Here is a 24,445-nt window from a genome sequence, read left to right as displayed (position 1 = left end):
TTGGTTGGTTCAAGCGCCAACCAATTGGTTGGAGACGCAGCCGACATCCTCCTTTACAATGGTGAAAATATTCACTGGAGGTTTGGTTTTATATGATCAGTGTCTTACTTCATGGCTTCATCCTGGCATTAGGCCTTATTCTTCCTTTGGGCGTCCAGAACGTGTTTGTATTTAATCAGGGAGCGGTACAATCCCGCTTCGTCAAGGCACTCCCCGCCATAATTACGGCATCGCTCTGTGATACGCTGCTGATCTCACTAGCGGTTCTGGGGGTATCCGTTGTTGTACTAGAATATGAGTGGATCCGAACGGTGCTGTTTTCACTGGGGATCTGTTTCCTGGTCTATATGGGAATGGTGACCTGGAAGAGCAAACCTTCGGGTCAAGCGTTGGAAGAGGCTCGTTCGTTTACACCGAAGAGGCAAATTGTTTTTGCCATGTCCGTATCCTTGTTAAATCCGCATGCTGTCCTGGACACGATGGGGGTCATTGGCACAAGCTCTCTTCAATATTCAGGGATGGACAAAGTGACCTTTGCCGTCGTATGCATCGCAGTTTCATGGCTGTGGTTCTTGGGTCTAGGAATAGCGGGCAGGGCAGCGGGAAGGATGGATGCATCAGGGAAATGGTTGTCTACGTTGAACCGAATATCAGCGTTGATTATGTGGGGAACAGCGGGGTATCTGGGGGTTAGCCTGATATAATGAGCCTAATTGAAAAGGGGATAAGGAGGGGGAGTTATGGAATACAGATTAGTAAAGGCGGATCACAAGATGTACTCGAAATATTTTGCTACCTATTATAAGAATAATTGGTTTAGACCGAGCTGGGGTGATTTAACCAAGGTTCTATCGGCTTCGGACGATGGTTACTGGGTTGTCGCAGGCGAAGATAAAGCGGTTGGGGTTTATTTGTCTGACCATTCCATCGGACTTGTATTTGGCATCCCCCCATACTCCATAACCACCAAGATGATTGATGAGATGAAGAGCTATGCCTTAAAATCTTGGGAATTGACAGAGGATCTGCATGCATATCACGTTCTAGCTGAGCAGGAGATCGCTTTTCGTGAAACTGGTCTCGTTCGGGTTGAAATCCAGGCGATGCATGATGCGGCCTACCGAGCAGCTGGAAACATCGATGGATCTCAATTATATGCATAGAATACCGACGATTGATAATAAGTCTAAGATTGTAGAGGTGTTTAGGGAAGCCTATGCTAATGGACCGGATGAGCGGGAAGCCCAGGTTTATGCTGAGGATGCGGAACGATATTTTGACGTCGTGGACCCCAAGTTGTTGGCTGCATCTTCTGTTGTACATGACCGAATAACGGGAGAAATCGTCGGTGTATGTATGATCTCTTTATGGGAGGGCTTGCCACTCGTCTATAGTATCGCCGTATTACCCCAACATCGAGGAATGGGGTTGGCAACCGCGATGTTGGATAGGGCGTTAACCGTCTTGGAGTCTGACTATCCTGTGCTGCGTCTTTTTGTAACGACGGGAAATCAGGCGGAGCAGCTGCATAGGAAGAGAGGCTTTCTCTCCGGCGGGGAATATCATCATCTTACATACATCATCGAGTAAGATATGATGCGTAGGTCTTCTGGAAGTGCGATAAACGGAAGCTAGTTCTTTCATTCATTCTCTGAGGAGGTATTCAGTTGAACATTTCGATTGGCTGTTATTCTTTTTATAATACGTTTCAAGAAGGAAAAATGGATGTGTTCGGTTATTTGGAGACGGTGAAGTACCGGTACCGAATGGATGCGGTTGATTTGTGGAACGGTTTTTTCATCGATCGGAGCGACAGCGTATATAAGCTTGCTGATAAGAGCTACATCCGGAAAATCAGAGAGGCACTGGATGAGAAAGAGATGAGGGTGGTCAACTTTGCTGTGGACGGGGCGCATCTATGGGATCCTGACCCGGATCTTCGGCAGAGGCTGTATGAGAATGCGCTGGTTCATCTGGATGCCGCTGAAATCCTGGGCGCCGAAACCGTGAGGATCGACACCGGCGGCAGTTATAAGGGATCGGAGCCGATGACTGATGAACAGTTCGAGTATACGGTTAAACGTTATCGGGAATATGCGGATCGTGCAGCGGATGGCGGTTATACCATTGGTCCGGAAAATCATATGGGCGCGTCGCTGCTTCCGCGTGAAATGAAACGGCTTGCAGAGGAAGTCCATCATGCGGCTTTTGGTTTTCTGCTTCATCTTGGCAGATGGAAGGCCGATGAGGCTGAAGGGGATGCGATGGTTGCCCCGTGGACGGTACATACTCATTTTGACGCGAAAACAGCGGTCCATCCCGGTGCGGAGGAGAAGGTACGAAGCCTGCTCGCAGGCGGTTACCAGGGCTATTGGGGCGTCGAATACAATGCGCCGAACAATCAATATGTGGAGATGGAATGGATGATCGGGGCTGTAAAACGGATCGTGAGTAATGCCAGTCGAGCTGTGTTGGAATAATGAGATCGTACGAGATGGTGGCCTTGTAGTGCCTTTGCGTGGCATTGGAAGTGCGTTTGATGGGGATTTGTGTTGCATCAGAAGTAAGTTTGAATGGCATTAGAAGTGCGTTTGTATTGCATCGGAAGTGCGTTTGAAAGGCATCGAAAGTACGCTTGATTGGCATTTGTATGGCATCAAATGTACGATTGAATGGTATTTGTATGGCATCGCATTGTATTTGTTTTGTTAACGGACTGAGCATCCGTTATTTAGTTAAAAAAGACGAAATTAACTAGTTTAGCGGACATGAGGTACGTTATTCCCCGTAAAAGTGTGATTTTCGCCCTATGCTAACTAAAATAACGGATCTGGTGTCCGTTCGATTCGCGAATTGAGCTGTTTTGATGGAAATAACGGATCTGGTGTCCGCTCGATTTGTAGATTGAGCTGGTTTGATCGAAATGATGGATCTGGTGTCCGTTCGATTCGCGAATTGAGCTGTTTTGATGGAAATAACGGACCTGGTGTCCGCTCGATTTGTAGATTGAGCTGGTTTGATGGAATTGAAGGCCCGGGTGCCCCGTTCGATTCGCGAATTGAGCTGGTTTGATCGAAATGAAGGACCTGATGTCCGTTCTATTCGCGAATTGAGCTGTTTTGATGGAAATAACGGATCTGGTGTCCGCTCGATTTGTAGATTGAACTGGTTTGATGGAAATGAAGGACCTGATGTCCGTTCGATTTGCGAATCGAGCTGGTTCGATCGAATTAAAGGCGCTCAGGTCCGGTTGTGTCATTCCCGATAGTCTTAAGCAGATACAGATTCTGCTCTGCAGTAATAAGGAGAAGGTAGTGGATACGCAACACCCAACACGCAACACCCATTACTAAAGACACTTATCCTTATAGCAGACAAACAAGAGAGCCGTTCCATGGAACCGGCTCTCTTAATTGTTGTCAGCGGCTTGTAAGAAAATTACCTAACCCATCTTCAACCGCTTAACATAAACTGGCTGTTATATAACTCGTAATAAAAGCCGCGTTTGGACAGCAGCTCTTCGTGTGTGCCGCGCTCCGCGATACCCCCTTGATTCATGACGAGAATCTGGTCAGCCTCCCGGATTGTGCTTAGACGATGAGCGATGACGAAGCTGGTTCGGCCCTTCATCAGGGTGCGCATGGCGGTCTGAATGTGCATCTCCGTCCGCGTATCAATGCTGCTGGTAGCTTCGTCCAGAATCAGAATGACCGGATCGGCAAGCACCGCGCGGGCGATCGTCAAGAGCTGCCGCTGGCCTTGGCTCAGGTTGCCTCCGCCCGACAGAAGCAGCGTATCATAGCCTTCGGGCAGCTTCATGATAAAGTCATGTGCATTGGCAAGCTTGGCGGCAGTTTCGATCTCTTCGTCCGAGGCATCAAGCCGGCCGTAGCGGATGTTCTCCCGAATCGATGCTGAGAATACATAGGCATCCTGCAGCACGATTCCCAGCTTGCTACGCAGGTGATCCTTATCAAGCTGTCGGATGTCGACTCCATCAATGGTGATCTTGCCAGAATCGATCTCATAGAAACGGGTCAGCAGATTGATGATGGTGGTTTTGCCGGCACCTGTCGGGCCGACGAGCGCAATCGTCTCGCCCGGCCGAGCGGTAAGGGAAACATCCTTCAGAATCGGGACGCCCTCCTTATAACTGAAGGAAACCCGGTCAAAGTGCACCTCGCCATACATGTGATCTGTTGTATTCTCGTCTGGATTGTCCTGGTACTCGGACTCGGTATCAATCACCTCAAAGACCCGTTCAGCACCCGCCACAGCAGATTGCACGAGATTGAATTGATTCGCCAGGTCGTTCAGCGGCCGTTGAAACTGCTTCGAGTAGTTCAGAAATGCAACGACAACCCCCACGGTAGTAAAATCCTTGAATGACATATACCCGCCGACCGCCGCAATTAAAGCAAAGCTGACGTTATTCAGCACGTTCATAACCGGACCGACGGTACCCGAATAAATCTGAGCTTGAATGCTGGCATCGGTCAGCTTCTTGTTCATGACATCGAACTGCGCAGCGGCATGACGCTCCCGGCGATATACCTGAACGACCTTCTGACCCGAGACGGTTTCCTCGATAAAGCCATTAAGCTCACCCAGCGTGCTCTGCTGCTTGGAGAAATGCTTCCTTGTCCGGCTTGCTACGATCTTCGTGAACAGCATGACAAGCGGAATGGTCACCATGCTGAGCAGCGTCAGCCATACGTTCAGGTACAGCATGATGGCAAGCGATCCAACCAGGGACAGCACGCTTGAAATGAGCTGGGTTACGCTCTGATTCAATGTCCCGGAGACGTTCTCGATATCGTTGGTCGTGCGGCTCATTAATTCGCCGTGCGTCTGTCTGTCGAAGAATCGCAGCGGGAGGACTTGAAGTCTTGCAAAAATATCCCTCCGCATGGCCTGGATAGACAGCTGGGAGACCTTAACCATGACATGCTGCTGCAGCCACGCTGTGAGTGCGGTACCCGCGTAAACCGCTAGAAGCACCACGCACAGCCCCATGAGTCCCTTAAAATCTCCCGGAATGACATAATGATCCACCGCATTTCCCAGCAGGTAAGGAGCAATCAGGGACAGAATCGTCGTGATGAGCGTGAATGAGAAAACAGCGATCATGCCGCCCTTAAATGGTCGAATGTAACCCCAGATCCGGCGTATCGTTCCCATCGTATTTTTGGGCTTCGCCTTGGCCATCGTCATTCCGCGCATGGGGCTGCCGCCGCGCAAACTCAGATCCAAAGCTTCTGTATTACCTTGCTTGGATCCCTGATCGGGTTTAGCCATGGGAAGACACCTCCTTGCCGAATTGCGATTGATAAATATCCTGGTACAGCTCACAGGAAGCAAGCAACTCGCTATGCGTACCTTCCGCTACTAATTCTCCATCGTCCAGCACCAGAATGCGATCGGCATCAATTACGGAAGAGATCCGCTGGGCAATCATGAGGCAGGTACGACCGTTCATCAGCCGGGCCAGCTCTTTCTGAAGCCTGGACTCCGTTCCCATATCGATGGCACTGGTGCTGTCATCCAGAATCAGAATGGCGGGGCGGAGCAGTAATGCCCGTGCAATGGATATCCGCTGCTTCTGGCCGCCGGAGAGGTTCACGCCTCTTTGTCCAAGCATCGTATCGTATCCTTCCGGCATGGATGAAATGAATTCATGCGCCTGTGCAGCTTTGGCCGCTGCAATCACTTCTTCATCGGAAGCATCCGCTTTCCCATAGCGGATATTGTCGCGAATGGTGCCTGTGAAGAGGATGGATTCCTGCAGGACGATGCCGATGCGTTCGCGTAACGCCGATAAGTCGAATTGTCGCACATCGGTTCCATCGATGAAGATCCTTCCGGAAGTTACATCATATAGGCGGGGAAGCAAGGATACTAGAGAGGTTTTTCCCGATCCGGTTGCTCCCATAATCGCGACGGTCTGCCCCGGCCGAACCTTGAAACTGACATGATGTAAAACAGGCTTCTGAATCCCCGGTTTATAGGAAAAAGTCACCTGGTCAAATTCGATTTCTCCCTGCTTGTATGCATTTATCGCCGGATGAGCAGCGTTTGTAATCTCGGATTCCGTATGCATGACTTCCTGGATACGATCAGCGGAAACCTTGGCCGTCGAGATTCGAACCAGCATCATCGCCACGGAGGAAACGGAGAACAGCACCTGCGTCACATAGTTGATGAAGGCAACCAGGCTTCCCACCTCGAACGAGCCATCAATCGCGTTCTTCCCGCCGAGCCAGAGGACAACGACGATGCTGACGTTCAGTATCATGGTCAAGATGGGCATATTGAGCGCAACGATGCGTTGTGTTTTAACCGAAACTTGCGTGAAATCGGTATTCGCTTGATGGAACCGATCCTTCTCATACCCTGCTCGCACGAATGCTTTTGAAACCCGGATGCCGGCGAAATTCTCCTTCAGGACCGTATTCACTTTATCGAGTTTCTTCTGAACGGTGGCGAATAAAGGGAGGGTGGCCCGGATCAGGAAGAACATCACAACGAACAACAATGGAACGGCAATGGCCAGAATGATGGCGAGCTTCGGGCTAATGATCACTGCCATGATCATGCTTCCAATCGCGAGCAACGGAGAGCGTACGAAGATGCGCAGCAGCATCTGGACCATGGTCTGAATCTGTAGGATGTCGCTCGTAAGCCGTGTGATCAGCGAACCCGTTGAGATATCGTCCAGATTACGAAAGGAGAGGGTTTGAACCTTAAGGAACAAATCCCGGCGCAGGTCGGCACCGAAACGCTGCGAGGCAATGGAAGAATAGATCGTACAACCGAGACCTCCAAGCAGCCCGATGGCAGCCGCACCCAGCATGATGAGACCTGTATGGAGAATGTGGGCCGTATCGTTCTGCATGACGCCTTGATCAATAATGCTGGCCATGAGAATGGGCTGGAGCAAATCCATGGCGACCTCCAGCAGCATAAGCAGCGGCGCAAGCAGGGCCGCAGCCCAGTGGGGACGTAAATAACGGAATAATTTGAGCAAGAATAATGGCACCTTCTTTATTCTTTTTAGTCTAAATACCAAGTTAAGCCATTGGCTTCAATCTTGTCAAAGGGAAAAGGAATAGGCGAGAATCATCTCTCTTAAGAAAAACTTTAACTTTTTCCTACTTTTCCTTAAACTCTATTCATTAATCTGGATAGACCAAGCTAGAGGGAGTTGTTGAAGTTGAAAAAGGGTTTGATCATGCTCGTTATATTTCTGTTGGTCGGATGTGAGTCCATTCTGACGGAGACGCCTAACGTGAACGATAGGGTGGACAGCAGAGATGGACAGGAAGTGAAGACGGATTCCGGCACGCAATCGAATCAGACATCCGCTACGCAGACGATCCGTGTAACGGATGAACAAGTGACACGTGGAAATTTGGTTCTGGTCAATAAGGATCATCCGCTTGATCCGGAAGCTGTGCCGAAGGATATCGTAACATTGTTTGAAAATCAAGACTTAATGCATGGTTATGTGGTTCTGGATAACACGATCCGGTTATCGCGCAGTGTGGCGGAGAATTTCCGTAATATGATTGAAGCCGCCGGAGAAGATGGAGTCAATCGCTTCATGATCAGCAGCGGGTATCGGGATGAAGACGAGCAAGAACAACTTTATCGTGAAAAAGGTTCCGATTACGCCTTGCCTCCAGGCTACAGCGAGCATAATCTCGGGCTCTCGATGGATATCGGATCGACTCAGCAGTCGATTGATCGATCGCCCGAAGGGAAATGGCTGAAGGAGCATGCATGGGCGCACGGATTCATTTTGCGCTATCCTCAGGACAAGACAGAGATTACAGGTATTCAGTATGAACCGTGGCATTTTCGTTATGTCGGGCAGCCGCACAGCATGATCATGAATGAACTGAATCTTACCTTGGAGGAATATCTGGATTACCTAAAGGATCAATCCAGCTACAGAACAACCGTAGAGGGGAAGGTATACGAAATTAAGTATGTACCCGTGACATCCAAAGACATGGAGATTGAGATACCGGCAGGAAGCGAGTATGAGATATCTGGAAACAATATCGACGGAATCATAGTGACGGTACTGCTAAGCAAGGATGATGCGGAATGAAAATATCGAATAAATGGTTACTATTATTGCCGTATTCATTGTATCTCTACGTCTTACTCAAGGTGATTCTATTCAAGTTCGGTTCCGTAGATATATCGGTTCTGTGGCAGCAGCTGCATCGAGCCACCGAGATCCCTGAATATGCACAGAATCGATTGCAATTTGCCAATTTCACGCCTTTTGAATCCATTCGAATGAATATGAGGCATCTTTCGAGTCCACATGACGTGATCAATCTCTTCGGGAATATCGCCATATTCATGCCTAATGGCATATTCGTCGGTCTTATGCTTAGGAGCAAGTTCCTCGGGTTCATTGGCTCCTTTACGACATCCCTGGGGTTGAGTCTCACGCTGGAATGCTCCCAGCTCGTTTTTTCAATGGGAAGTTTTGATGTGGATGATTTAATTCTGAATACAGCCGGCGGTGTGCTTGGATACGGCGTGTTTCTCATGTTGAAGCTAATCTTTTCAGGAACAACGCTGCCTATTGACGAGAGACGAGAAAGAACGGGTAAGCCTTTAACTGGGAACGAACGAGTAAGGAACTGAAGTGGATTGGATAGAAGGGGATTGAAAAAACACAGGTACAAAGCATAACCAATACCCGGTTTAATACCGGGTATTGGTCTCTTCATCAACATGTTCTTAACATTTGTATTCGTTTGACGAGGTTATAACCTGAGCGACTTTCATTTATAGCTTGGCCGAACCCGCCTGCGGACCTGATGACACACTGCGAAGCCAGCTTCTCCGCCATTTCAGCTGCATCACGACTGTAAGGGTCAGCGAAGCGGCAGCTATGAAACTTAAAATAATGAAGCCCGCTGTGTATGAGCCTGTCGCCTGGTATAATCGGCCGAGAATAAGCGGCAGAGCATAGCCTCCAAGCCCTCCGGCAGCTCCGACAATACCGGTAACCAACCCGATTTCGCCGCCAAACCGCTGAGGGACGAGCTGAAATACCGAACCGTTTCCCGCACCCAGGCACATCATGCCAATAAACAGCAGCGTGACAACAAGCCAAAGGGGAGGCAAGAAGGAGACGCCGATGAGCATGACGGACGCACCGGTATAGAGAAACATGAGCATCCGCGAGCCTCCGATTCGATCGGCCAGAAACCCGCCTACAGGGCGGAAGAAGCTCCCTGCTATGACACAGATCGTGGTAATGTCCGCGGCCTGGACCGCGGAGAGACCGTACTGGGTGTTGAAGAAGATCGTCAAATAGTTAGCGAGTCCCACAAAGCCGCCGAACGTCACGCAGTACAGGGCACAGAATACCCAGGCATCACGCTGCTTAAGGACATTTCCATATTCGGACCATCTTTTGGGAGCGGGACGATTCGGACTGTTGCGTGCAAACAGCGAGAAGTAAATGAAGACCAGCACGATGGGGATAATGGCGAGTCCGAACACAATCTCCCAGCTTCCGAAATGTTGGGCAAGCCGATTGGCGAAGAGGGTTGCGAGGACCGTGCCGCTGTTACCGGCACCGGCAATTCCCATCGCCAAACCTTGATGTTCCTTGGGATACCACTGTCCCGCCAGTGGCAGAGCTGCAGCGAACGAAGCTCCAGCCACCCCTAGCAGAATAGCGACGACATACAATTGATCCAGGGAATCTACCCACAACCATCCTAATAATAAAGGGATCAGCGTAACGATCATTCCAATCTGAGCTGTTAGTTTGGGACCCAGGCGATCCGCCAGGAATCCTAATACGAGTCGGAGGATGGAGCCGCCCAGAACGGGAAGCGCCACCAGATTTGCCTTCTGCACCGGGTCCATCGGATAATCCGCGGCAATGACCACCGCAAGGGGGCCAAGCATGCCCCATATCATAAAGCTGATGTCAAAATACAGAAAAGCACCGAACAGCGAGGGCTTATGCCCGCTTTGCCAAAATCCTTTCCTCTCCATCGTTATCGCTCCTTATCCAAAATGTGTACTTTCTCTATTCGTGTCGACTCCCAGCTGCAGGCATAAAAAGGCCGCAATCGTCCTTTACCAAGACGATTTGCGGCCTCATTGCCCAAAGACTAAAGACACATCATTGTGTCCCCGTCCGTAAAATAACATTTGATTATGATGATTCACATTATAGAGAAGCGGTCAAATGAATGTCAATATACTTTACATAATTTTGCTGAATATTTATTTATTCAGCAGTGAAATGAATTTGGTGTTATGTATATTGACATTTTTTTGTGCATCAACTAATCTGAATGTATGATTTTTATTGAAAATCGGCACAATGGTGTGCCGAATTCGAGGCAATGACGCCCTTCCCCTCATTATGGGAAAGGGCGTTTTCTATTTTCTTACATGAAGATGACATGGCGGGAGTGGAGGTGTTTCATGAGGAGAAAGAAGCTACTTGTCGTTGGCAATGGGATGGCGGGAATACGATGTGTTGAGGAAATCCTCAAGCTGGACCCAGAGCTCTTCGATATTACGATATTCGGTGCCGAACCTCGCCCCAACTACAATCGGATCCTCCTATCCAAAGTGCTTCAAGGTGAACATTCTCTCCAGGATATCATTCTGAACGATTGGTCCTGGTATGAGCTGCATGGCATTCGGCTGTTGGCAGGGGAGACCGTTTGTCATATCGATATCAAATCCCGCGCTGTCGAGACAGTCTCCGGTATACGGGAAACGTATGATGCGTTAATTCTGGCAACAGGCTCATCTCCCTACATTCCTCCTATAACCGGAGCGGATAAGGAAGGAGTCATTTCGTTTCGGACCGTGGATGACTGTACGAAAATGACCGAAATGTCCAAGATGTACACGAAGGCGGCAGTCATTGGCGGAGGCTTACTGGGATTGGAGGCTGCCCGCGGGCTTCTCCATCTCGGGATGGATACCCAAGTGGTTCATAATGCTCCTTATATCATGAACCGGCAGCTGGATCGAACGGCTTCGATGATGCTGCAGCGGGAACTTGAAGCTCAAGGGATGCAATTTAACTTGGCGAAGGACACCACGCGAATTGTTGGCCGCACGAGGGCGCAAGGTCTTCGGTTTATGGACGGGACGCGTCTAGATGCGGATGTAGTCGTTCTCGCTGTTGGGATCAAGCCTAATGTGCAGCTTGCCCAAAGAAGCGGCATTCGAACGCAGCGGGCAATTCTGGTGGATGACTTCATGAGAACGAGCGAGCCGAACATTTATGCCGTGGGAGAGTGCGCGGAACACCGAGGCGTTAGTTATGGTCTGGTCGCTCCTCTGTATGAGCAGGGGAAGGTGCTGGCCCGTGTCATCTGCGGCCGGGAGGCGGAGCCTTATGGCGGGTCGATTCCCTACTCCAAGCTAAAAGTATCGGGCGTGGATGTATTCTCCGCCGGTGTGATATCAGGGGAAGGGGCTGAAACGGCCATTCAGCATTACGATGCCGTATGCGGCACATACAAAAAAGTGACCATGCGCAAAGGCAGGGTTACGGGTGCGGTTCTGTTCGGAAATACGAATGAGGGGTCCTCGCTCCTGGCATTGGTGCAGCAGGGTGCGGCTGTGTCAGAGCTTATACCTTCTGAAAGCAGCGGCCTCAGCGCAGCTGAATCCGCTGCAGAGGCGCTCCCGGAACATGAAACGGTTTGCGCTTGCAACGGCGTCAGCAAAGTGGCGATCATGGCGGCCATTACCGAACATCATCTGGAAAGCTCGGATGAAGTGAAGGAGCATACCAGGGCATCCGGTTCCTGCGGCGGCTGCCGGCCTATGGTGGACGCTCTTGTCAAATATATGCGAAGCGGCAAGAGGAAAGAGGGTTTGCTTACGGAAGCCAGAACGCCAATCGAGGTTCCTGTATGTGAATGCACGGTGCTTGGTCCATCTTCATTGAAGCAAGCGGTGGTTCATGCCGTGGATCAAGGCTGTCATTCCGTTCAGGATTTCATGTTACGACAAGGTTGGAAGAAACTGGACGGTTGTGAGGTGTGCCGTCCAGCCTTACGATTTTATTTTCACATTGAAATGACGGGTGCAGTTCACCTTGATGAGCGGAGGCAGTCCATTAAAGCAAGTGACGACGACGTTTTTTATAAGGGATCAGCGTCCTTTCAGGGGGTCAAGGTATGGGTGGGAGACACGGAAGGATCTAAGCCAGAGGCGGCAAGCATTCGTAGAATTGGAGAATGGCTTCGCACCGGCTGGCGAGAGGTGTCCCTTCCTTCCCCGGTTAGTGCAGGGGTGTCTGATTGCACAGCGTCATCCGTCAGCATCCTGGTTCAGGGGATCGGAATTTCCGCTTCTCCTGCGGGCTGGGAGGTTTATCTCGGCGGACATGCGGCGCATCCTGTCCGTGAAGGGCAGTTGATCGGTGTTGCGGAGAGTGAAGAAGATGTCGTTCAGCTCGCAGCTGCTTGCTTGCAGTGGTACCGTCAGAACAGTATGTATGAGGAACCGCTGTGGAGGTGGGTGGAACGTACAGGCGTGACGGCGATCCGGGAGAATGTTCTTGACGATGATCTGCAAAGAGAACTTGCAGAAAAGCTGACTCGCTATGCATGGGAGGCGCAGGTCCGTTAAAGCAGAAGAATAATAGAAAGAGGTGGTCTCGTTATGCTTCAATCGGATCGTGCTGAATCGACAGTAGCTGCTGCCGTGATCGAGACGCAATGTCCGTTCTGCAGTGTGCAGTGCAAGATGACGGTAACCGAGGGTGGGAACGGCATTCCGGGTCAGCGCAGGGCCGAATATAGGGTGGAAGGGGTTCCGAACTCCGCATCGGAGGGCAGGGTATGCGTCAAAGGCATGCATGCGCATCAGCATGCAGTCCATTCGCAGCGTCTCACACATCCATTAATCCGCTCAAATGGTGAACTTATCCCATGTTCGTGGGATGAAGCATTTGCTGTGGCCAGTCAACATATGCAGGGGATATCAGAGCAGTATGGCGCTGATGCCAATGCCGTTTACGGCGGTGGATCTTTGACCAATGAAACGGCATATTTGCTCGGGAAATTTGCCCGGGTGGCACTGGGAACCCGATATATCGATTATAACGGCCGCTTCTGTATGTCTGCCGCAGCTTCTGCAGGGAGCAAAACCTTCGGGATTGACCGGGGGTTGACCTTCAGATTGGCTGATATTCCTCTGGCCCGCTGCATCGTGCTGGCCGGCACCAATATAGCGGAATGTCAGCCTACGCTGCTGACTTACTTCAACCGGGCTAAGGAGAATGGGGCCAGGATCATTGTCATCGACCCGCGAAAAACAGCCACCGCCGCCATGGCCGATATGCATTTGCCGATCAGACCGGGAACGGATACCATACTGGCGGATGCGATGCTTAAGATCATCATGGATGAAGGCTTGATCGATGAGACCTTTATTCAAGCAAGGACGAACGGTTACGACGAGCTGAGCGTTTATTTGAACAGCCTCGATCTCTCGCAGGCTGCGGGTATATGCGGATTGGCGCTGGGGCAAATCCGGGAGGCCGCTTTAGCCTATGGCGAGGCGGATACTGGCATGGTGCTGACTGCGCGAGGGGTGGAGCAGCAGACGGATGGCCATCTTGCGGTTCGCCATTTTCTAAACCTGGTCTTGGCTACAGGTAAAATCGGGAGAGAGGGCTGCGGATATGGAGCCATCACCGGTCAGGGGAATGGACAAGGGGGGAGGGAGCATGGGCAGAAGGCCGATCAGCTGCCGGGTTACAGGTCGATCGAGAGTGAAAAGGATCGGGCTTACATTGCCTCCGTGTGGGGTGTGGATGCTGCAAGCCTTCCCGGGAAAGGCGTCTCTGCCTATGAGATGATGGAGCTGATTCATCAGGGAGTGATTAAATCGCTCTTCGTGATGGGCTCCAATCCCATCGTATCGAATCCGAACGCCGGGCTTGTGGAGGAAGGTTTGAACAAACTTGATTTTCTGATGGTTGCCGACATGTTTATGTCCGAAACGGCCCAATTGGCCGATCTTGTTCTGCCGGTAACCTCCTACATGGAAAATGAAGGGACACTGACGAACCTGGAGGGACGCGTGCTCCTGCGAGAGGCAGGGCGTCAGGCGCCTGGCGAGGCGCGTCATGACTGGATGATTCTGTGCTCCATGGCCGACATGCTGGGGAAGGGGCATTATTTTCGCTTCAACGAGCCTGAAGAGATTTTTAATGAGCTGAGGCTCGCGAGCAAGGGTGGAATTGCAGACTACTACGGTATAACCTATGACCGACTGCGCCGGGAGAAGGGAGTATATTGGCCGTGCCCCTCCCCTGAAGAGGCTGGGGTTGGTCTTCTGTTTCAACAATCGTTTGCCCATCCGGACGGAAGGGCCGTGTTCTCTGTAATGGAAGGGGATCCTTGGAAAGGCGTGTCAGAGGCGTATCCACTTATTCTGACCAATGGTCGTGTTCTGTCCCACTATCTGACCGGCGTACAGACCCGGAGAAGTCCTTCTTTGCTTGCACGCGAGCTGGAAAATTTCGTGGAGATCCACCCGATGACCGCACAGCGTTACCGAATCCAGGACGGCGAGTGGGTAGAGATCCAGTCGGAGCATGGATCTTTTTCCGTACGCGCCAGAATCAAAGACCAGATTCGAGAAGACACCCTGTTCGTGCCTATGCATTGGGGCGGCGTGCAGAATGTCAATCACGCGACCCGGCCGGATCTGGACCCGTTCTGTAAAATGCCCGGTTTTAAGACATCCGCTGTTCGAATTCGGCCCCTGCGGCAGGAGTAATGTCGAACTCTTAAGCTAACTCTTCATTTACAGGATGAATGACGATACGGTGAATGTCTTCCTCCAAGTCCATGGCAGATACAGCATGTTTTCGCACAACGCAGCGGAGAGGACGATTCGTACACGGTGCGTCTCTTAACAGAAAAAGGAGCATCCCCCCAGATCCAAGGATCTTTTTGGACACTCCTTTCTTCTAATTTATACAAGCTGATCTTGGAGGGCTTTCGACCACTGCTCATGAAGCTCTTCTTCGGAAAGATGGAAAATGTCATGATAACCATCCGGGTTGCGGATGAGTTGATTCAATGGACCTAACCCATATCTTTTAATGATGAACTCAACGATCAGATAGGAGAACTGAAATCCCGTTTTGCCAAAATCCCAGGAATCATCATTGAGATCCTCGAAACTTGGAATCGCCCGATTGCTGATGGCTTCCGAAGTCGTGCTTCGAATGAAATCTTCGGACATTTGCTGCGCTTCGTACCCACCGATGCCCTGACGGATCCATTTGGGGGCGAGGGGGTTGATGTCGCTGATCAACCACATGGTGTACAAGTGCAGGGTGGACCGGAGGATCGATTGATACGTATGCTCGGGACCCGGGTTCAAGGGTGAGACGATTTTTAACGTGTTGTTATCGAACGTGCCCATGAACCAATAAGGTGCATCCGATTCACCAACGGCTTGATGGAATGTTGGCAGATCGGGATAGATTTCAATTACGATTTTGTGTGACGGCTGATGACTATATTTTGCTGCAATCTGTTCTACATTGTTCTTAAGTTCTTGAAACAGGTCCTGATGCACTTTGCTCTGAAGATGACTAACTTCACTTTTGCTTTCAAAGGATATCAAATCCAGAATTGACATAATGGTGATGTCACCCCATTCTTTTAATTCTTTCTTTAGCTTCTCCAAGGACCGGTACAATCGATTTTTCACCGCACTCTCGCGCATGCCCACGATCCTGGATATTTCCGACAGCGTACAATCCACGAAAAATCGCAACGATATAATCTGCTGATCAAGCTCACTCAGCCGCTTAAGTGCCGCGCTAATATCAATTCGAATATCAACATATCTGGAAAAATCAAGGGAGATGGACTGAGATTCATAACTTGTAAAGTCATAAGGCATCTCATGTTTACGTGATATACTTCGATATTCATTTTTAACCGTGTTCTGGGCGATCTTGAAAATCCAGGTGAACAGACTGGAATTCCCGTTAAACTTATCGAGGTTCTCCATGGCCCTTAAGAACACTTGTTGTGTTAAGTCATCTGCAGCCATCGGATTCACTTTCAGTGCGAGATATTGGCGAATCCTCAGGCGGTATTCATCATAAACCTCTTCAAATGTGCGTTCGGTTCCCTGGTTATCCGGATAAACAGGGAGATTGTCATGAGCTCTTGACATGGATAAGAACCTCCTCTTGACCTTACAATTCATTAGACACCGGAGAGAGGCAAAAAGCCACATTCGACGGAAATAAATTAAATTTCTGCTCATTTTTATATAGTGATGGAGCCTTGTAAATCTAGGTTATTGACGCATTTATATCAATCCTCCTATAAAGGCACAAGAATGAAAGACGGCTCTGCATATGATGTCTACATGATGAATAGGGAAGCGAGGTGATCCTAGTATGTCATCGAAACGCGCCAGGAAGTCCAGAGCCGCTTCGAAGTCGAGACCTCCCCAGCATTGGGTAGGTCAACCAGTCGTGGTTGTTCTGAAGGATGGCAGCTACTATATCGGAGAACTGAATCAGATTCAAGGCCGGGAAGTGACGCTATCCGGACTTCGTGCTAACAAAAAAATGCCGGCTTCGATTGCACGGAGCGGGGACAAAGCGCAGATTTCCGGATTTTTAAGCGACTTGTTTGGAGGTCCTCCAAGCGCTCCGGCAGCCGAAGGGGCTGAGGAAGGAGAAGGAGTTGCGGCTGTAGGCGGTTTGGGCTTTTTGGGACAAATCGTGCCGCATATTAAACTGGGCATGAATGTAATAAAAACCATTATGCCGTTAATGGGAATGTTAAAAATATAACGTTGCTGCAACGTATGGCAAATCACGAAACAAAGAAAAAAGAAGCTTGAAGGTTTTTTTCAAGCTTCTTTTCTGTATGAGATATGATTCCGCCATAACCATCGAACCATTATATGGCCATGGCACGCTGAATAATTGATTTGGCTTCCAATGCAATGGCTTCATCTTTTTCGTCAATGGCCTGCATGAATATTAACATAGGGATATAGACGGCGATCATTCGTGCCAGAATCTTCGTTTCTTCATCCACTTCGCCATAGATATCATAGAAATCCGCTCTGGAGGCCGGCGGCAGGTAGCTGTAAGCGATACTCAGGTCACAGGCAGGATGGCCAATGTTGACGTCGCCCCAATCAATAATCCCCGAAAGATTGCCATTATCATCGACCAGCATGTTTTTAAAATGGAGATCCCCGTGGATTAGAACATGTCGATGCCTCGCCTGAACCAAATGGATGCCCCGCAAATAGTCCTCGATCTCATGTAACTCCTCTTGCGTTATATATTGGGTAAGATTGGAAAGGGAATTCAGCATTTTGTCTTTGCGGCCGGCGATATCGGCCAGATTACGCTGGTCAGACAATACACCTGCTTGCTGCGCTATTTCTACGGGAAAAGCATGCAGGCGCTTCAGGAAGCGGGCGAGCGTTTCCGCTGATTGCATCCGCGCTTCATCCGAAATTCCAATCGGAAATTTACCGGGAAGATAAGTATATCCTAGAAAAGGTGCAGGATAATCTTCACTTTCTTTTCCGAAGAAGAGGGGTTTCGCATAAGGTACCGTTATGTAGTGTTCAAGCTTGGGCAGGATTTTTGCTTCGGTATTTAGTAAAGATATGGCTATCTCTCTACGAGGAAAGCGAAACACATACTCATCGCCAACGCGATAAACGGTGTTGTCCCATCCGTTGCCAATCTCCTGGACCTTGAGGGTAGACAATTGGGGGAATTGGCGAGTAAGCAATAACCGGACTAACGGCTCGGTCACTTCCCATTCGGCATCCCATAGATTTTGTCCCATGAGGACCTTCACCTCCATAATGAATTTCTTGTATGATGAATCGGATGTTATCAAGTTTAACGGAAGCGGTCGTACAGGGCAATTGAAAGGATAGCTATAGTTGAAATCCACCTGCGAATGTGTGCATCTGAATCATAGTGATTCCTTTCACAATAACAATATTGTATAGTAGAAGAGAGATAAAAGTCACTTGAGGACATCTATAACACAATAATTCGACGAAATGAAGGGATAAGAGTGCCATATTTACGCTTTAAAGGATTCTCCGAAGTCTTTCTTGAAGAAATAACGCCACAGGTCGTTGATGAATTCGCGGGGATTGTTCAAATTCCGCAGGAAATTGTGAAGATCGAACTGCTTCCTTATCAGATCATTACGAATACGCCGCTTTCCGTTGAAATCCTTATGTTCCAGAGATCTCAGGAGATTCATGATGCTGTTGCAGCCCGCATTCACGATATCTTGTCAGAACACGGGTACCGGAACGTACATATTTTCTTCGTGATTCTTAAGCGGAATCTTTATTATAAAGAAGGCAGGCCGTTAGAATAAAAAAGACGTTGCAGGCGAGACAGGGATGCAGATGATGCATCCTTGTTTTTTTATATGAGATGCACCAAGGCCAGCTCTTACAGAAAGAAGAGGGTGATCGAAAAAACAAATAAGCACAGGTGATATGAATGGAGGTCTTTAAATCATATCATGGCACCGCTATGATAAGTTAGAGGGGAGAACCCCGAAAGATATGAGGCATAGATAGGAGGTACTGTGGAACAATTACAAGGCATTTTGAAGGAATATTACGGATTGGATCGTACCCATGTTGTACCCCAAAAGGGTGGTTGGGCAGCGCTGGCTTATAAAGTGCAGAGTGAGAGACATGCCTATTTCCTGAAGGTATATGAGAAAAGCCGTGCATCTACCCCCAAGTGGACTGCGCTGATTGATGATTACGTGCCTGTACTGTTGTGGCTTGAGGAGCATAGTCGTTTAAAGGGGAAGATTCCAGTTCCGATTCTCACAAAAGACGGCTGCTATCAATGCGAGGATGACGAAGGAATTTATCTGTTGTATGAATATATCGTTGGGGATACAATCGCCGATACCAAGCTGACGAAGGATCAAGTGAGACAATTGGCAGAGATGATCGCAGAGCTCCATCGTTATGGGGAAGAGGTTCCTCTGGTGACAAGTGCGATGAAAGAAAGCTTTACGGTGCCGTTTCTTGAGCAGCTAAGGAGCACGCTGGACGGGGAGTTGCCGGATCACCTCGGGAAAGTGCTGCTTCATCATATCGATAGCATGAAGAAATTAATGCTTAAAATTGAAGAGCTGTCCGAAGCGCTGAAGAATCGTGATCTGCGAATGGCATTATGCCATACCGACGTACATGGATGGAACCTGATGTCTACGGGTCAGTTGAAGCTGATTGATTGGGAGGGACTGAAGCTGGCACCGGTCGAAGCCGATATGATGTCGTTTGTGGATGAGCCCTATTTTTCAGAATTCATGAGAATTTATGCGAATACCCACAGTCATTATGAGGTGAACATCGAGGCGCTGACATTTTATCAAGGGAGACGCAAGCTGGAGGATGTCTGGGAATTCATGGAGCAGCTGCTCTACGACGAACAGAATGACGAAGAACGAACATCAACGCTCAACAGTCTGAGAAAAGAGCTGGAGGGAATTATGCCGTAAGTCCAAAGCCAGGGTCTCAACATGTAAAAAAGCCAACCAGTAGTGTTCCGGACATCTACCAGGAGGCTTTTCCTTGATTATTTTATTCCAATGTTTCACATTACGTATTTGGCAAGCAACCAACAGAGCAAAGCCATAAACCAGGAGACAAAACCGAAAATCATCACGATTTTGTTCTCGCTCCAGCCGTATTTAAGACTGAAGTGGAAATGAATCGGTGCCATTCGGAACAGACGCAGCTTGGTGCGTTTATAGTACCATACCTGCAGGATGACCGAGAGCTGCTCAGCCAAATAGATGATGAACAGAAGCGGAATCAGAATTTCGACCTTCTCGATGACCGCTAAGAATGATAGGGAGCCGCCAATGGCGAGAGATCCCGTATCGCCCATGAAAGCCCGGGCTGGATGAATATTGTAGAGCAGCAAGCCGAGCAGGCAGCCGACCATGACCAGCGAGAACATTTGCACTTCCGGATTGTCGGAGATTAAGAAGAAGAAAAAATAGGTAGGAATGGCTACGTTGATTAATAGTCCGTCCAATCCGTCGGTAAAGTTAATGGCATTCGCCGAACCCACAATGAATAACAGCATGATGATGACGTACACGCTTACCGGCAGATGGAGCTGGAACCCGTTGAAGAGTCGGATATCACTTGTTAGTGAAAAGGAATGGAACAGCACATACAGTAATGCGCCGGTAAACAGGAACTGAAATACAAGCTTCATGCGACCGGAGATTCCGGACGGGTCCTGCCACGCAGCTTTTTTGAAGTCATCCATAAACCCGATCGAGCTGAACAAGAGGAAGGTTGAGCATAAAAAAACGGTTAGCGGCGTAGGTTGAAATTGCAGTGAAATGGCAACGCCAATCAGCAATATAAGACCTGCCATTAACGGCGTCCCGCGTTTGGCCTGATGATCGGGAGGCAGCTCACTCCGGATTGGCTGCGTAAGCTTTAACGTACGTAATCCCCAGATAAGTAGAGGGGTGAACAGTGTCACCAACAAGAACGATAGTCCGGATACGCCCAGAATTCCATTCATCTTATACACATCTCTTTCTATCGATTTCGTGTTAGTACATTGTATTTCGATGAAATGGACAAATATTCCTTCTGATTTACGAAGTTAGCAAAAAGAGTAACGTACCCTATTCTCGACGGAGAGACGCTACTCTTTTTTAATATTCTAGAATTGATAAGGTCCGTTAATGGATAATCGTAATACCATGGCTGTCATTTCCCGTGGAGTGTATGGGTACCCCTTCAACATCCACCACAAGATAGTCTCGTGAAATGCACCTGTCATAAAGTTGATCACCACGTCGGACGGCACACTGATCTCAGCGCCCGTCTCAATGGATGCTTCAAGCCCAACCTTTACAAAATGGTAGAGCGTGGCTTTGAAATAACGCGTGAATGGCGTGTCCGGATGGATTAACATGAAGGCTTCGTAAAACTGCCGATTGTCCAGCACATGGTTGAATAAAGCGACCATATTGGAGGGCAGTTCATCATAATCAACCTCTTGAAGGGATATTTTCTTCTCGATCACGATGCGGCGTTTCAAATCTTCCATCGTCTCCTTGGACATAACCTCCATTAACTCGGCTACACTACTAAAATGCTTGTAAAAGGTAGGCCGTGTCACTTGTGCCTCGGCACATAGATCCGTAATGGTTATGGGATCGATTCGGGAAGCCATCATGTGAAGGAGAGCATTTTTTATTTTTCGCAGGGTTCTGATTTCTCTCGGATCTAACTCCGGTTTCATGACGATAGGTCCACCCCTTCGCACTACCACAATATGTATCTCTCTATTATACAAAATACTATCATGTGCTGAATCTGGGTAGGAGCTGCAGTAACATCCACGTGTACTCTAATCTTGATGAAGAATCGCCATTAAACGCAGTGATATATCTTAAGATGTAAGTTATTCGAAGACGGCGTGAAACATCAAGACCGATTCGCTACGCTACTCGTTATCATGTTCCACGCGAAGTGTAGTACTAAGATTTCGCTTGTACTGCATTTTCGTGCTTGAAGTAAGGTGAGATATGAGGTAGCTATTGTTACCTTGATTATGGTTTAATCTATATAATGACTACAACAATTTTAATCCCCTAAACGTAATAATATTGAATTGAATGCGGTTAGATCATAAAGGATGAACAGCACCGAAAGTATCGGGAGCTTACAACGTCGATGACGGCGATTGTGAGCTCTTTTTGCTTTCCAATAATTAGGTTGCTGCTATAATGAGAGGGTGGGAACGTGAGTATATGGGTGTCTCGGAATGATGAAGGTTCATTATATGTTCGTTTTAAGTATGATGAACAAATGGTGATGAAGATTCGAGAAATTCCAGGAAGGAAATGGGTCCGTGATAAAAAGGTCTGGATGATTCCATTTACAATCGAATCGATTCAACAGTTGCATACACTTTTTGAAGGAACGAAGATTCATGTTGATAGCATGTTGATGAAAGAGTGCAGCTTGTATAACAATGAAGTTAACATGCAGGATCACATTCCAATCTATTCATGGAATGAGTCGTTAAAAAGCTCTTTCGTTCATGCACTGCAGCTTCGAGGTTATAGTAAAAAAACGATCAAAGCTTATTGTAGTCAAGTCCATCGATTTCATGCTTTTGTACAGCAGCAAAATAATGGGATGGGTCACGAGAAAATGATTCAGAGTTATTCCTTACACTTACTTCATAGGAAATGTTCCCATTCCTATGTTAATCAAGCGCTCAGCGCGATCAAATTCTATGCTCAAAAAGTATTATTGCTTGAGGAAACAGTCTCTTATGTTCGCCCTAAGAAAGAAAATTACGGGTAGGGGAAGTGGTCCAGTTGAAAACTCAAGACATTGATTTCGAGCGAAAAACGCTTCGAGTTTCTCAAGGCAAAGGTCGAAAGGATCGTCTTACCCTATTATCCGATACAGCTATGTATATTGTTCAACCGTATTTACAACAAGAAAAGCCCGAGAAATGGATGTTCCCAGGTCAACACCCAGAGCGACATATAACTGAACGAACGGTTCAAAAAGTGTTCGAACAAGCGCGTACTGCCTCTGGGATCCAGAAAAAGGTTAGCATTCACGCCTTACGCCATTCATTCGCTACACATCTTTTGGAAGGTGGAATTGACATTCGCTTCATTCAAGAGTAGCTCGGTCATCAAAGTGTGCGCACCACCGAAAGTTACACACATGTGAGTGTGAAGGACATAAGAAGGATTAAAAGTCCGTTAGATCAATTTGGAAGAGGAATCGTAAACTTGATTGTTGAAGGTGGGTTCACGAAGTCGTAAACACTTCAAGAGATGATGTTTTTGCGAAGTTCGTGAAAAAGACGTTAAGTGAAATTGCTTGGAAGCTATATAAATGGAGGATTCCAAAATGAGTATACCATTTAGGCATTCTGCTGGGTTCGGCAAACGAATTGAATATTATTTGATAGGCTTAATGCTTAAAGAAGGTATAGATGTCTATGTCCCTTTAGTTGATGACAATGCAATTGATGCAATAATAAAAAAGGCAGATGGCAGTTATATTGAAATACAAATTAAAGCTAGATCTCTAGATGTTAAACCAGGAGATGCTGCCTTATTTGCAGCTATAACTCATAAAGATAGAAATAACTATTATTTCGTATTCTATTCAGAGAGATTGAAAAAAACATGGATAATGTCTTCAAAAGAGTTCATCGAGGAAGCAGTCTTAAATAAGTCTGGGAAGAACATTGGTAAGCGATCAATTAAGTTTAATGGTTCAAAAACGGACAAAATCTCTAAGGAAAGAATTGAATATTCCAAAGAAAGATATGATAAGTACCTTGTGAATGATTTTAGTAAATTCTATTAGAGTAGTCGAGGAAGAAGCAACATCACTTAACATAATATTCACGCACGGACATACGTCCTCGGTCCGGCAGTCGCCGGACACCCAGCATGCGCTGGGTCGTGAATACAGGAACGTTAACTGAAATCAGAGCAAAGCTTAAAACAAGAGTATTTTTCACCTTGTACAATGGAGGGTATAACATGAATCAGAAAGAGGTACATAATGATGTTGAATTTGAGTTATTTGATAATGGCTTAAACTTTGTGGTTTCGGCGATTGAGTATTTAGAAGATTGATAATGGCTTAAACTTTGTGGTTTCGGCGATTGAGTATTTAGAAGAGCCTATCAAACCGACAGATCTGAAATATGCAATCTTGCATTTAAGTTCCGGGATTGAATTAATATTAAAAGAACGTTTGAGAAGGGAACACTGGACACTATTGTTTAACAAAGTAGAGAAAGCTAGTCTACAAGATTATAAAAATGGCAAGTTCACAAGTGCAAACTTTGATGATTGTATAGATAGATTGATTAATATCTGCGAAGTGGGTATTAATCAACAGATGGGAAAAAACTTGAATAGCCTTAGAGATAAAAGAAACAGATTTGAGCACTTTGGGATTGTGGATAGCTCAGAAGCCCTGAAAGCTACAGTTGCTGATGCTTTAAACTTTTTGATTGATTTTGTAAATGATGAACTTGAAGATGAAGTTGATTATGATGAAATGGTAGTCATTAGGGAAGAAGTATTAAAATTTGATGCATTTGTAAGTCAACGCTGGAAGGCAATTGGAAGTAAAATAGCCAAGATAAAACTCGTTGTAACATGCCCTCGCTGTTTGCAAGACGCTGCAGATCGTTCAGATGGATTTCAATGCTTATTTTGTGATACAAGAATGACGATCCAGAGGAAATTGCCAATGAGTATGTGTCTGAGGTTTTGAAAGTAAATATGAGATAGTTACCCAAGGTGGAGAATGGCCAATTTATTATTGCCCTGGTTGC

The 24,445-nt window shown here is 47.7% G+C and carries 22 protein-coding genes; 15 read left to right on the top strand and 7 right to left on the bottom strand.

All coding sequences use genetic code 11. The features are described 5' to 3' along the window. Positions 1-92 precede the first annotated feature (92 nt). The 4 genes from AK95_RS32995 (at position 93) to AK95_RS32980 (ending at position 2,480) form a co-directional block, all read left to right on the top strand. Positions 93-704: a LysE/ArgO family amino acid transporter gene (locus AK95_RS32995; protein WP_071224322.1), complete on the top strand. Its 612-nt coding sequence runs from the start codon at positions 93-95 to the stop codon at positions 702-704. A gap of 36 nt (positions 705-740) precedes the next feature. Continuing rightward, positions 741-1,163 (top strand): hypothetical protein, encoded by a 423-nt coding sequence (locus AK95_RS32990; RefSeq protein ID WP_071224321.1) that lies wholly within the window; start codon positions 741-743, stop codon positions 1,161-1,163. Beyond that, entirely contained in the window at positions 1,156-1,590 is a 435-nt protein-coding gene (locus AK95_RS32985) for a GNAT family N-acetyltransferase (protein WP_071224320.1), read from the top strand. Before AK95_RS32990 ends, AK95_RS32985 begins: the two co-directional genes overlap by 8 nt. Positions 1,591-1,667: 77 nt before the next feature. Then, a complete protein-coding gene (locus AK95_RS32980; RefSeq protein ID WP_071224319.1) occupies positions 1,668-2,480 on the top strand; it encodes a sugar phosphate isomerase/epimerase family protein in 813 nt (270 codons plus the stop codon). A 973-nt stretch (positions 2,481-3,453) separates the two neighbouring features. Here the strand turns inward: AK95_RS32980 and AK95_RS32970 are convergent. Beyond that, positions 3,454-5,298 carry an ABC transporter ATP-binding protein gene (locus AK95_RS32970; RefSeq protein ID WP_071224317.1) on the bottom strand — a complete coding sequence of 615 codons (1,845 nt, stop codon included), beginning with the start codon at positions 5,296-5,298 and terminating at the stop codon, positions 3,454-3,456. Continuing rightward, positions 5,291-7,027, bottom strand: coding sequence for an ABC transporter ATP-binding protein (locus tag AK95_RS32965; RefSeq protein ID WP_071224316.1), 1,737 nt, complete (start codon positions 7,025-7,027; stop codon positions 5,291-5,293). The genes AK95_RS32970 and AK95_RS32965 overlap by 8 nt, the downstream gene beginning before the upstream one ends. 186 nt (positions 7,028-7,213) lie before the next feature. On the opposite strand from AK95_RS32965, the gene AK95_RS32960 reads away from it, so the two are divergent. Further along, a complete protein-coding gene (locus tag AK95_RS32960; protein ID WP_071224315.1) occupies positions 7,214-8,116 on the top strand; it encodes a M15 family metallopeptidase in 903 nt (300 codons plus the stop codon). After that, a complete protein-coding gene (locus AK95_RS32955; protein WP_071224314.1) occupies positions 8,113-8,667 on the top strand; it encodes a VanZ family protein in 555 nt (184 codons plus the stop codon). Before AK95_RS32960 ends, AK95_RS32955 begins: the two co-directional genes overlap by 4 nt. 144 nt (positions 8,668-8,811) lie before the next feature. Here the strand turns inward: AK95_RS32955 and AK95_RS32950 are convergent, their stop codons facing one another. Further along, on the bottom strand, positions 8,812-10,038 hold the full coding sequence (locus AK95_RS32950) for a nitrate/nitrite transporter (protein WP_071224313.1): 1,227 nt from the start codon (positions 10,036-10,038) through the stop codon (positions 8,812-8,814). 438 nt (positions 10,039-10,476) lie between these two features. Here AK95_RS32950 and nirB point away from each other — a divergent pair, with 438 nt between their 5' ends. Together nirB and nasC are read left to right on the top strand one after the other, a co-directional pair. Then, complete coding sequence (nirB, locus tag AK95_RS32945; protein WP_071224312.1) at positions 10,477-12,651, top strand: nitrite reductase large subunit NirB; 2,175 nt, start codon at positions 10,477-10,479, stop codon at positions 12,649-12,651. 33 nt (positions 12,652-12,684) lie between these two features. Further along, the gene (gene nasC, locus AK95_RS32940) at positions 12,685-14,811 is read left to right on the top strand and encodes an assimilatory nitrate reductase catalytic subunit NasC (RefSeq protein ID WP_071224311.1); all 2,127 of its coding nucleotides are present in this window, start codon (positions 12,685-12,687) and stop codon (positions 14,809-14,811) included. A 198-nt stretch (positions 14,812-15,009) separates the two neighbouring features. Here nasC and AK95_RS32935 read toward each other — a convergent pair whose 3' ends face one another. Further along, the gene (locus tag AK95_RS32935) at positions 15,010-16,230 is read right to left on the bottom strand and encodes an RNA polymerase sigma factor (RefSeq protein WP_071224310.1); all 1,221 of its coding nucleotides are present in this window, start codon (positions 16,228-16,230) and stop codon (positions 15,010-15,012) included. 229 nt (positions 16,231-16,459) lie between these two features. On the opposite strand from AK95_RS32935, the gene AK95_RS32930 reads away from it, so the two are divergent. Beyond that, positions 16,460-16,861, top strand: coding sequence for a hypothetical protein (locus AK95_RS32930; protein ID WP_071224309.1), 402 nt, complete (start codon positions 16,460-16,462; stop codon positions 16,859-16,861). A gap of 109 nt (positions 16,862-16,970) precedes the next feature. On the opposite strand, the gene AK95_RS32925 is transcribed toward AK95_RS32930, so the two are convergent. Then, positions 16,971-17,882, bottom strand: a complete 912-nt coding sequence (locus AK95_RS32925; RefSeq protein WP_071224308.1) for an aminoglycoside phosphotransferase family protein — start codon at positions 17,880-17,882, stop codon at positions 16,971-16,973. Between the two features lie 237 nt (positions 17,883-18,119). On the opposite strand from AK95_RS32925, the gene AK95_RS32920 reads away from it, so the two are divergent. Together AK95_RS32920 and AK95_RS32915 are read left to right on the top strand one after the other, a co-directional pair. Then, positions 18,120-18,434, top strand: a complete 315-nt coding sequence (locus AK95_RS32920) for a DUF1904 family protein (protein ID WP_071224307.1) — start codon at positions 18,120-18,122, stop codon at positions 18,432-18,434. 216 nt (positions 18,435-18,650) lie between these two features. Continuing rightward, entirely contained in the window at positions 18,651-19,583 is a 933-nt protein-coding gene (locus AK95_RS32915; RefSeq protein WP_071224306.1) for an aminoglycoside phosphotransferase family protein, read from the top strand. Between the two features lie 95 nt (positions 19,584-19,678). Here AK95_RS32915 and mraY read toward each other — a convergent pair whose 3' ends face one another. After that, a complete protein-coding gene (mraY, locus tag AK95_RS32910) occupies positions 19,679-20,629 on the bottom strand; it encodes a phospho-N-acetylmuramoyl-pentapeptide-transferase (protein ID WP_201259464.1) in 951 nt (316 codons plus the stop codon). Positions 20,630-20,773: 144 nt separating this feature from the next. Continuing rightward, positions 20,774-21,358, bottom strand: coding sequence for a TetR/AcrR family transcriptional regulator (locus AK95_RS32905; protein WP_071224304.1), 585 nt, complete (start codon positions 21,356-21,358; stop codon positions 20,774-20,776). Between the two features lie 503 nt (positions 21,359-21,861). Here AK95_RS32905 and AK95_RS32900 point away from each other — a divergent pair. The 4 genes from AK95_RS32900 to AK95_RS32885 all read left to right on the top strand — a co-directional run bounded on the left by AK95_RS32900 (position 21,862) and on the right by AK95_RS32885 (position 24,384). Continuing rightward, positions 21,862-22,431 (top strand): phage integrase N-terminal SAM-like domain-containing protein, encoded by a 570-nt coding sequence (locus AK95_RS32900; protein ID WP_071224303.1) that lies wholly within the window; start codon positions 21,862-21,864, stop codon positions 22,429-22,431. Between the two features lie 14 nt (positions 22,432-22,445). Further along, a complete protein-coding gene (locus AK95_RS32895; RefSeq protein WP_275528144.1) occupies positions 22,446-22,766 on the top strand; it encodes a tyrosine-type recombinase/integrase in 321 nt (106 codons plus the stop codon). A 229-nt stretch (positions 22,767-22,995) separates the two neighbouring features. Beyond that, a complete protein-coding gene (locus AK95_RS32890; protein ID WP_071224302.1) occupies positions 22,996-23,460 on the top strand; it encodes a hypothetical protein in 465 nt (154 codons plus the stop codon). A 291-nt stretch (positions 23,461-23,751) separates the two neighbouring features. Next, on the top strand, positions 23,752-24,384 hold the full coding sequence (locus AK95_RS32885; RefSeq protein WP_071224301.1) for a hypothetical protein: 633 nt from the start codon (positions 23,752-23,754) through the stop codon (positions 24,382-24,384). The last annotated feature ends 61 nt before the right edge of the window (positions 24,385-24,445 follow it).

It is taken from the genome of Paenibacillus sp. LC231 (genome assembly GCF_001860525.1).
GTDB lineage: Bacteria > Bacillota > Bacilli > Paenibacillales > Paenibacillaceae > Paenibacillus_AQ.
The sequence above is the reverse complement of the archived record's forward strand: the minus strand, read 5'-3'. Positions and strand labels throughout refer to the sequence as shown.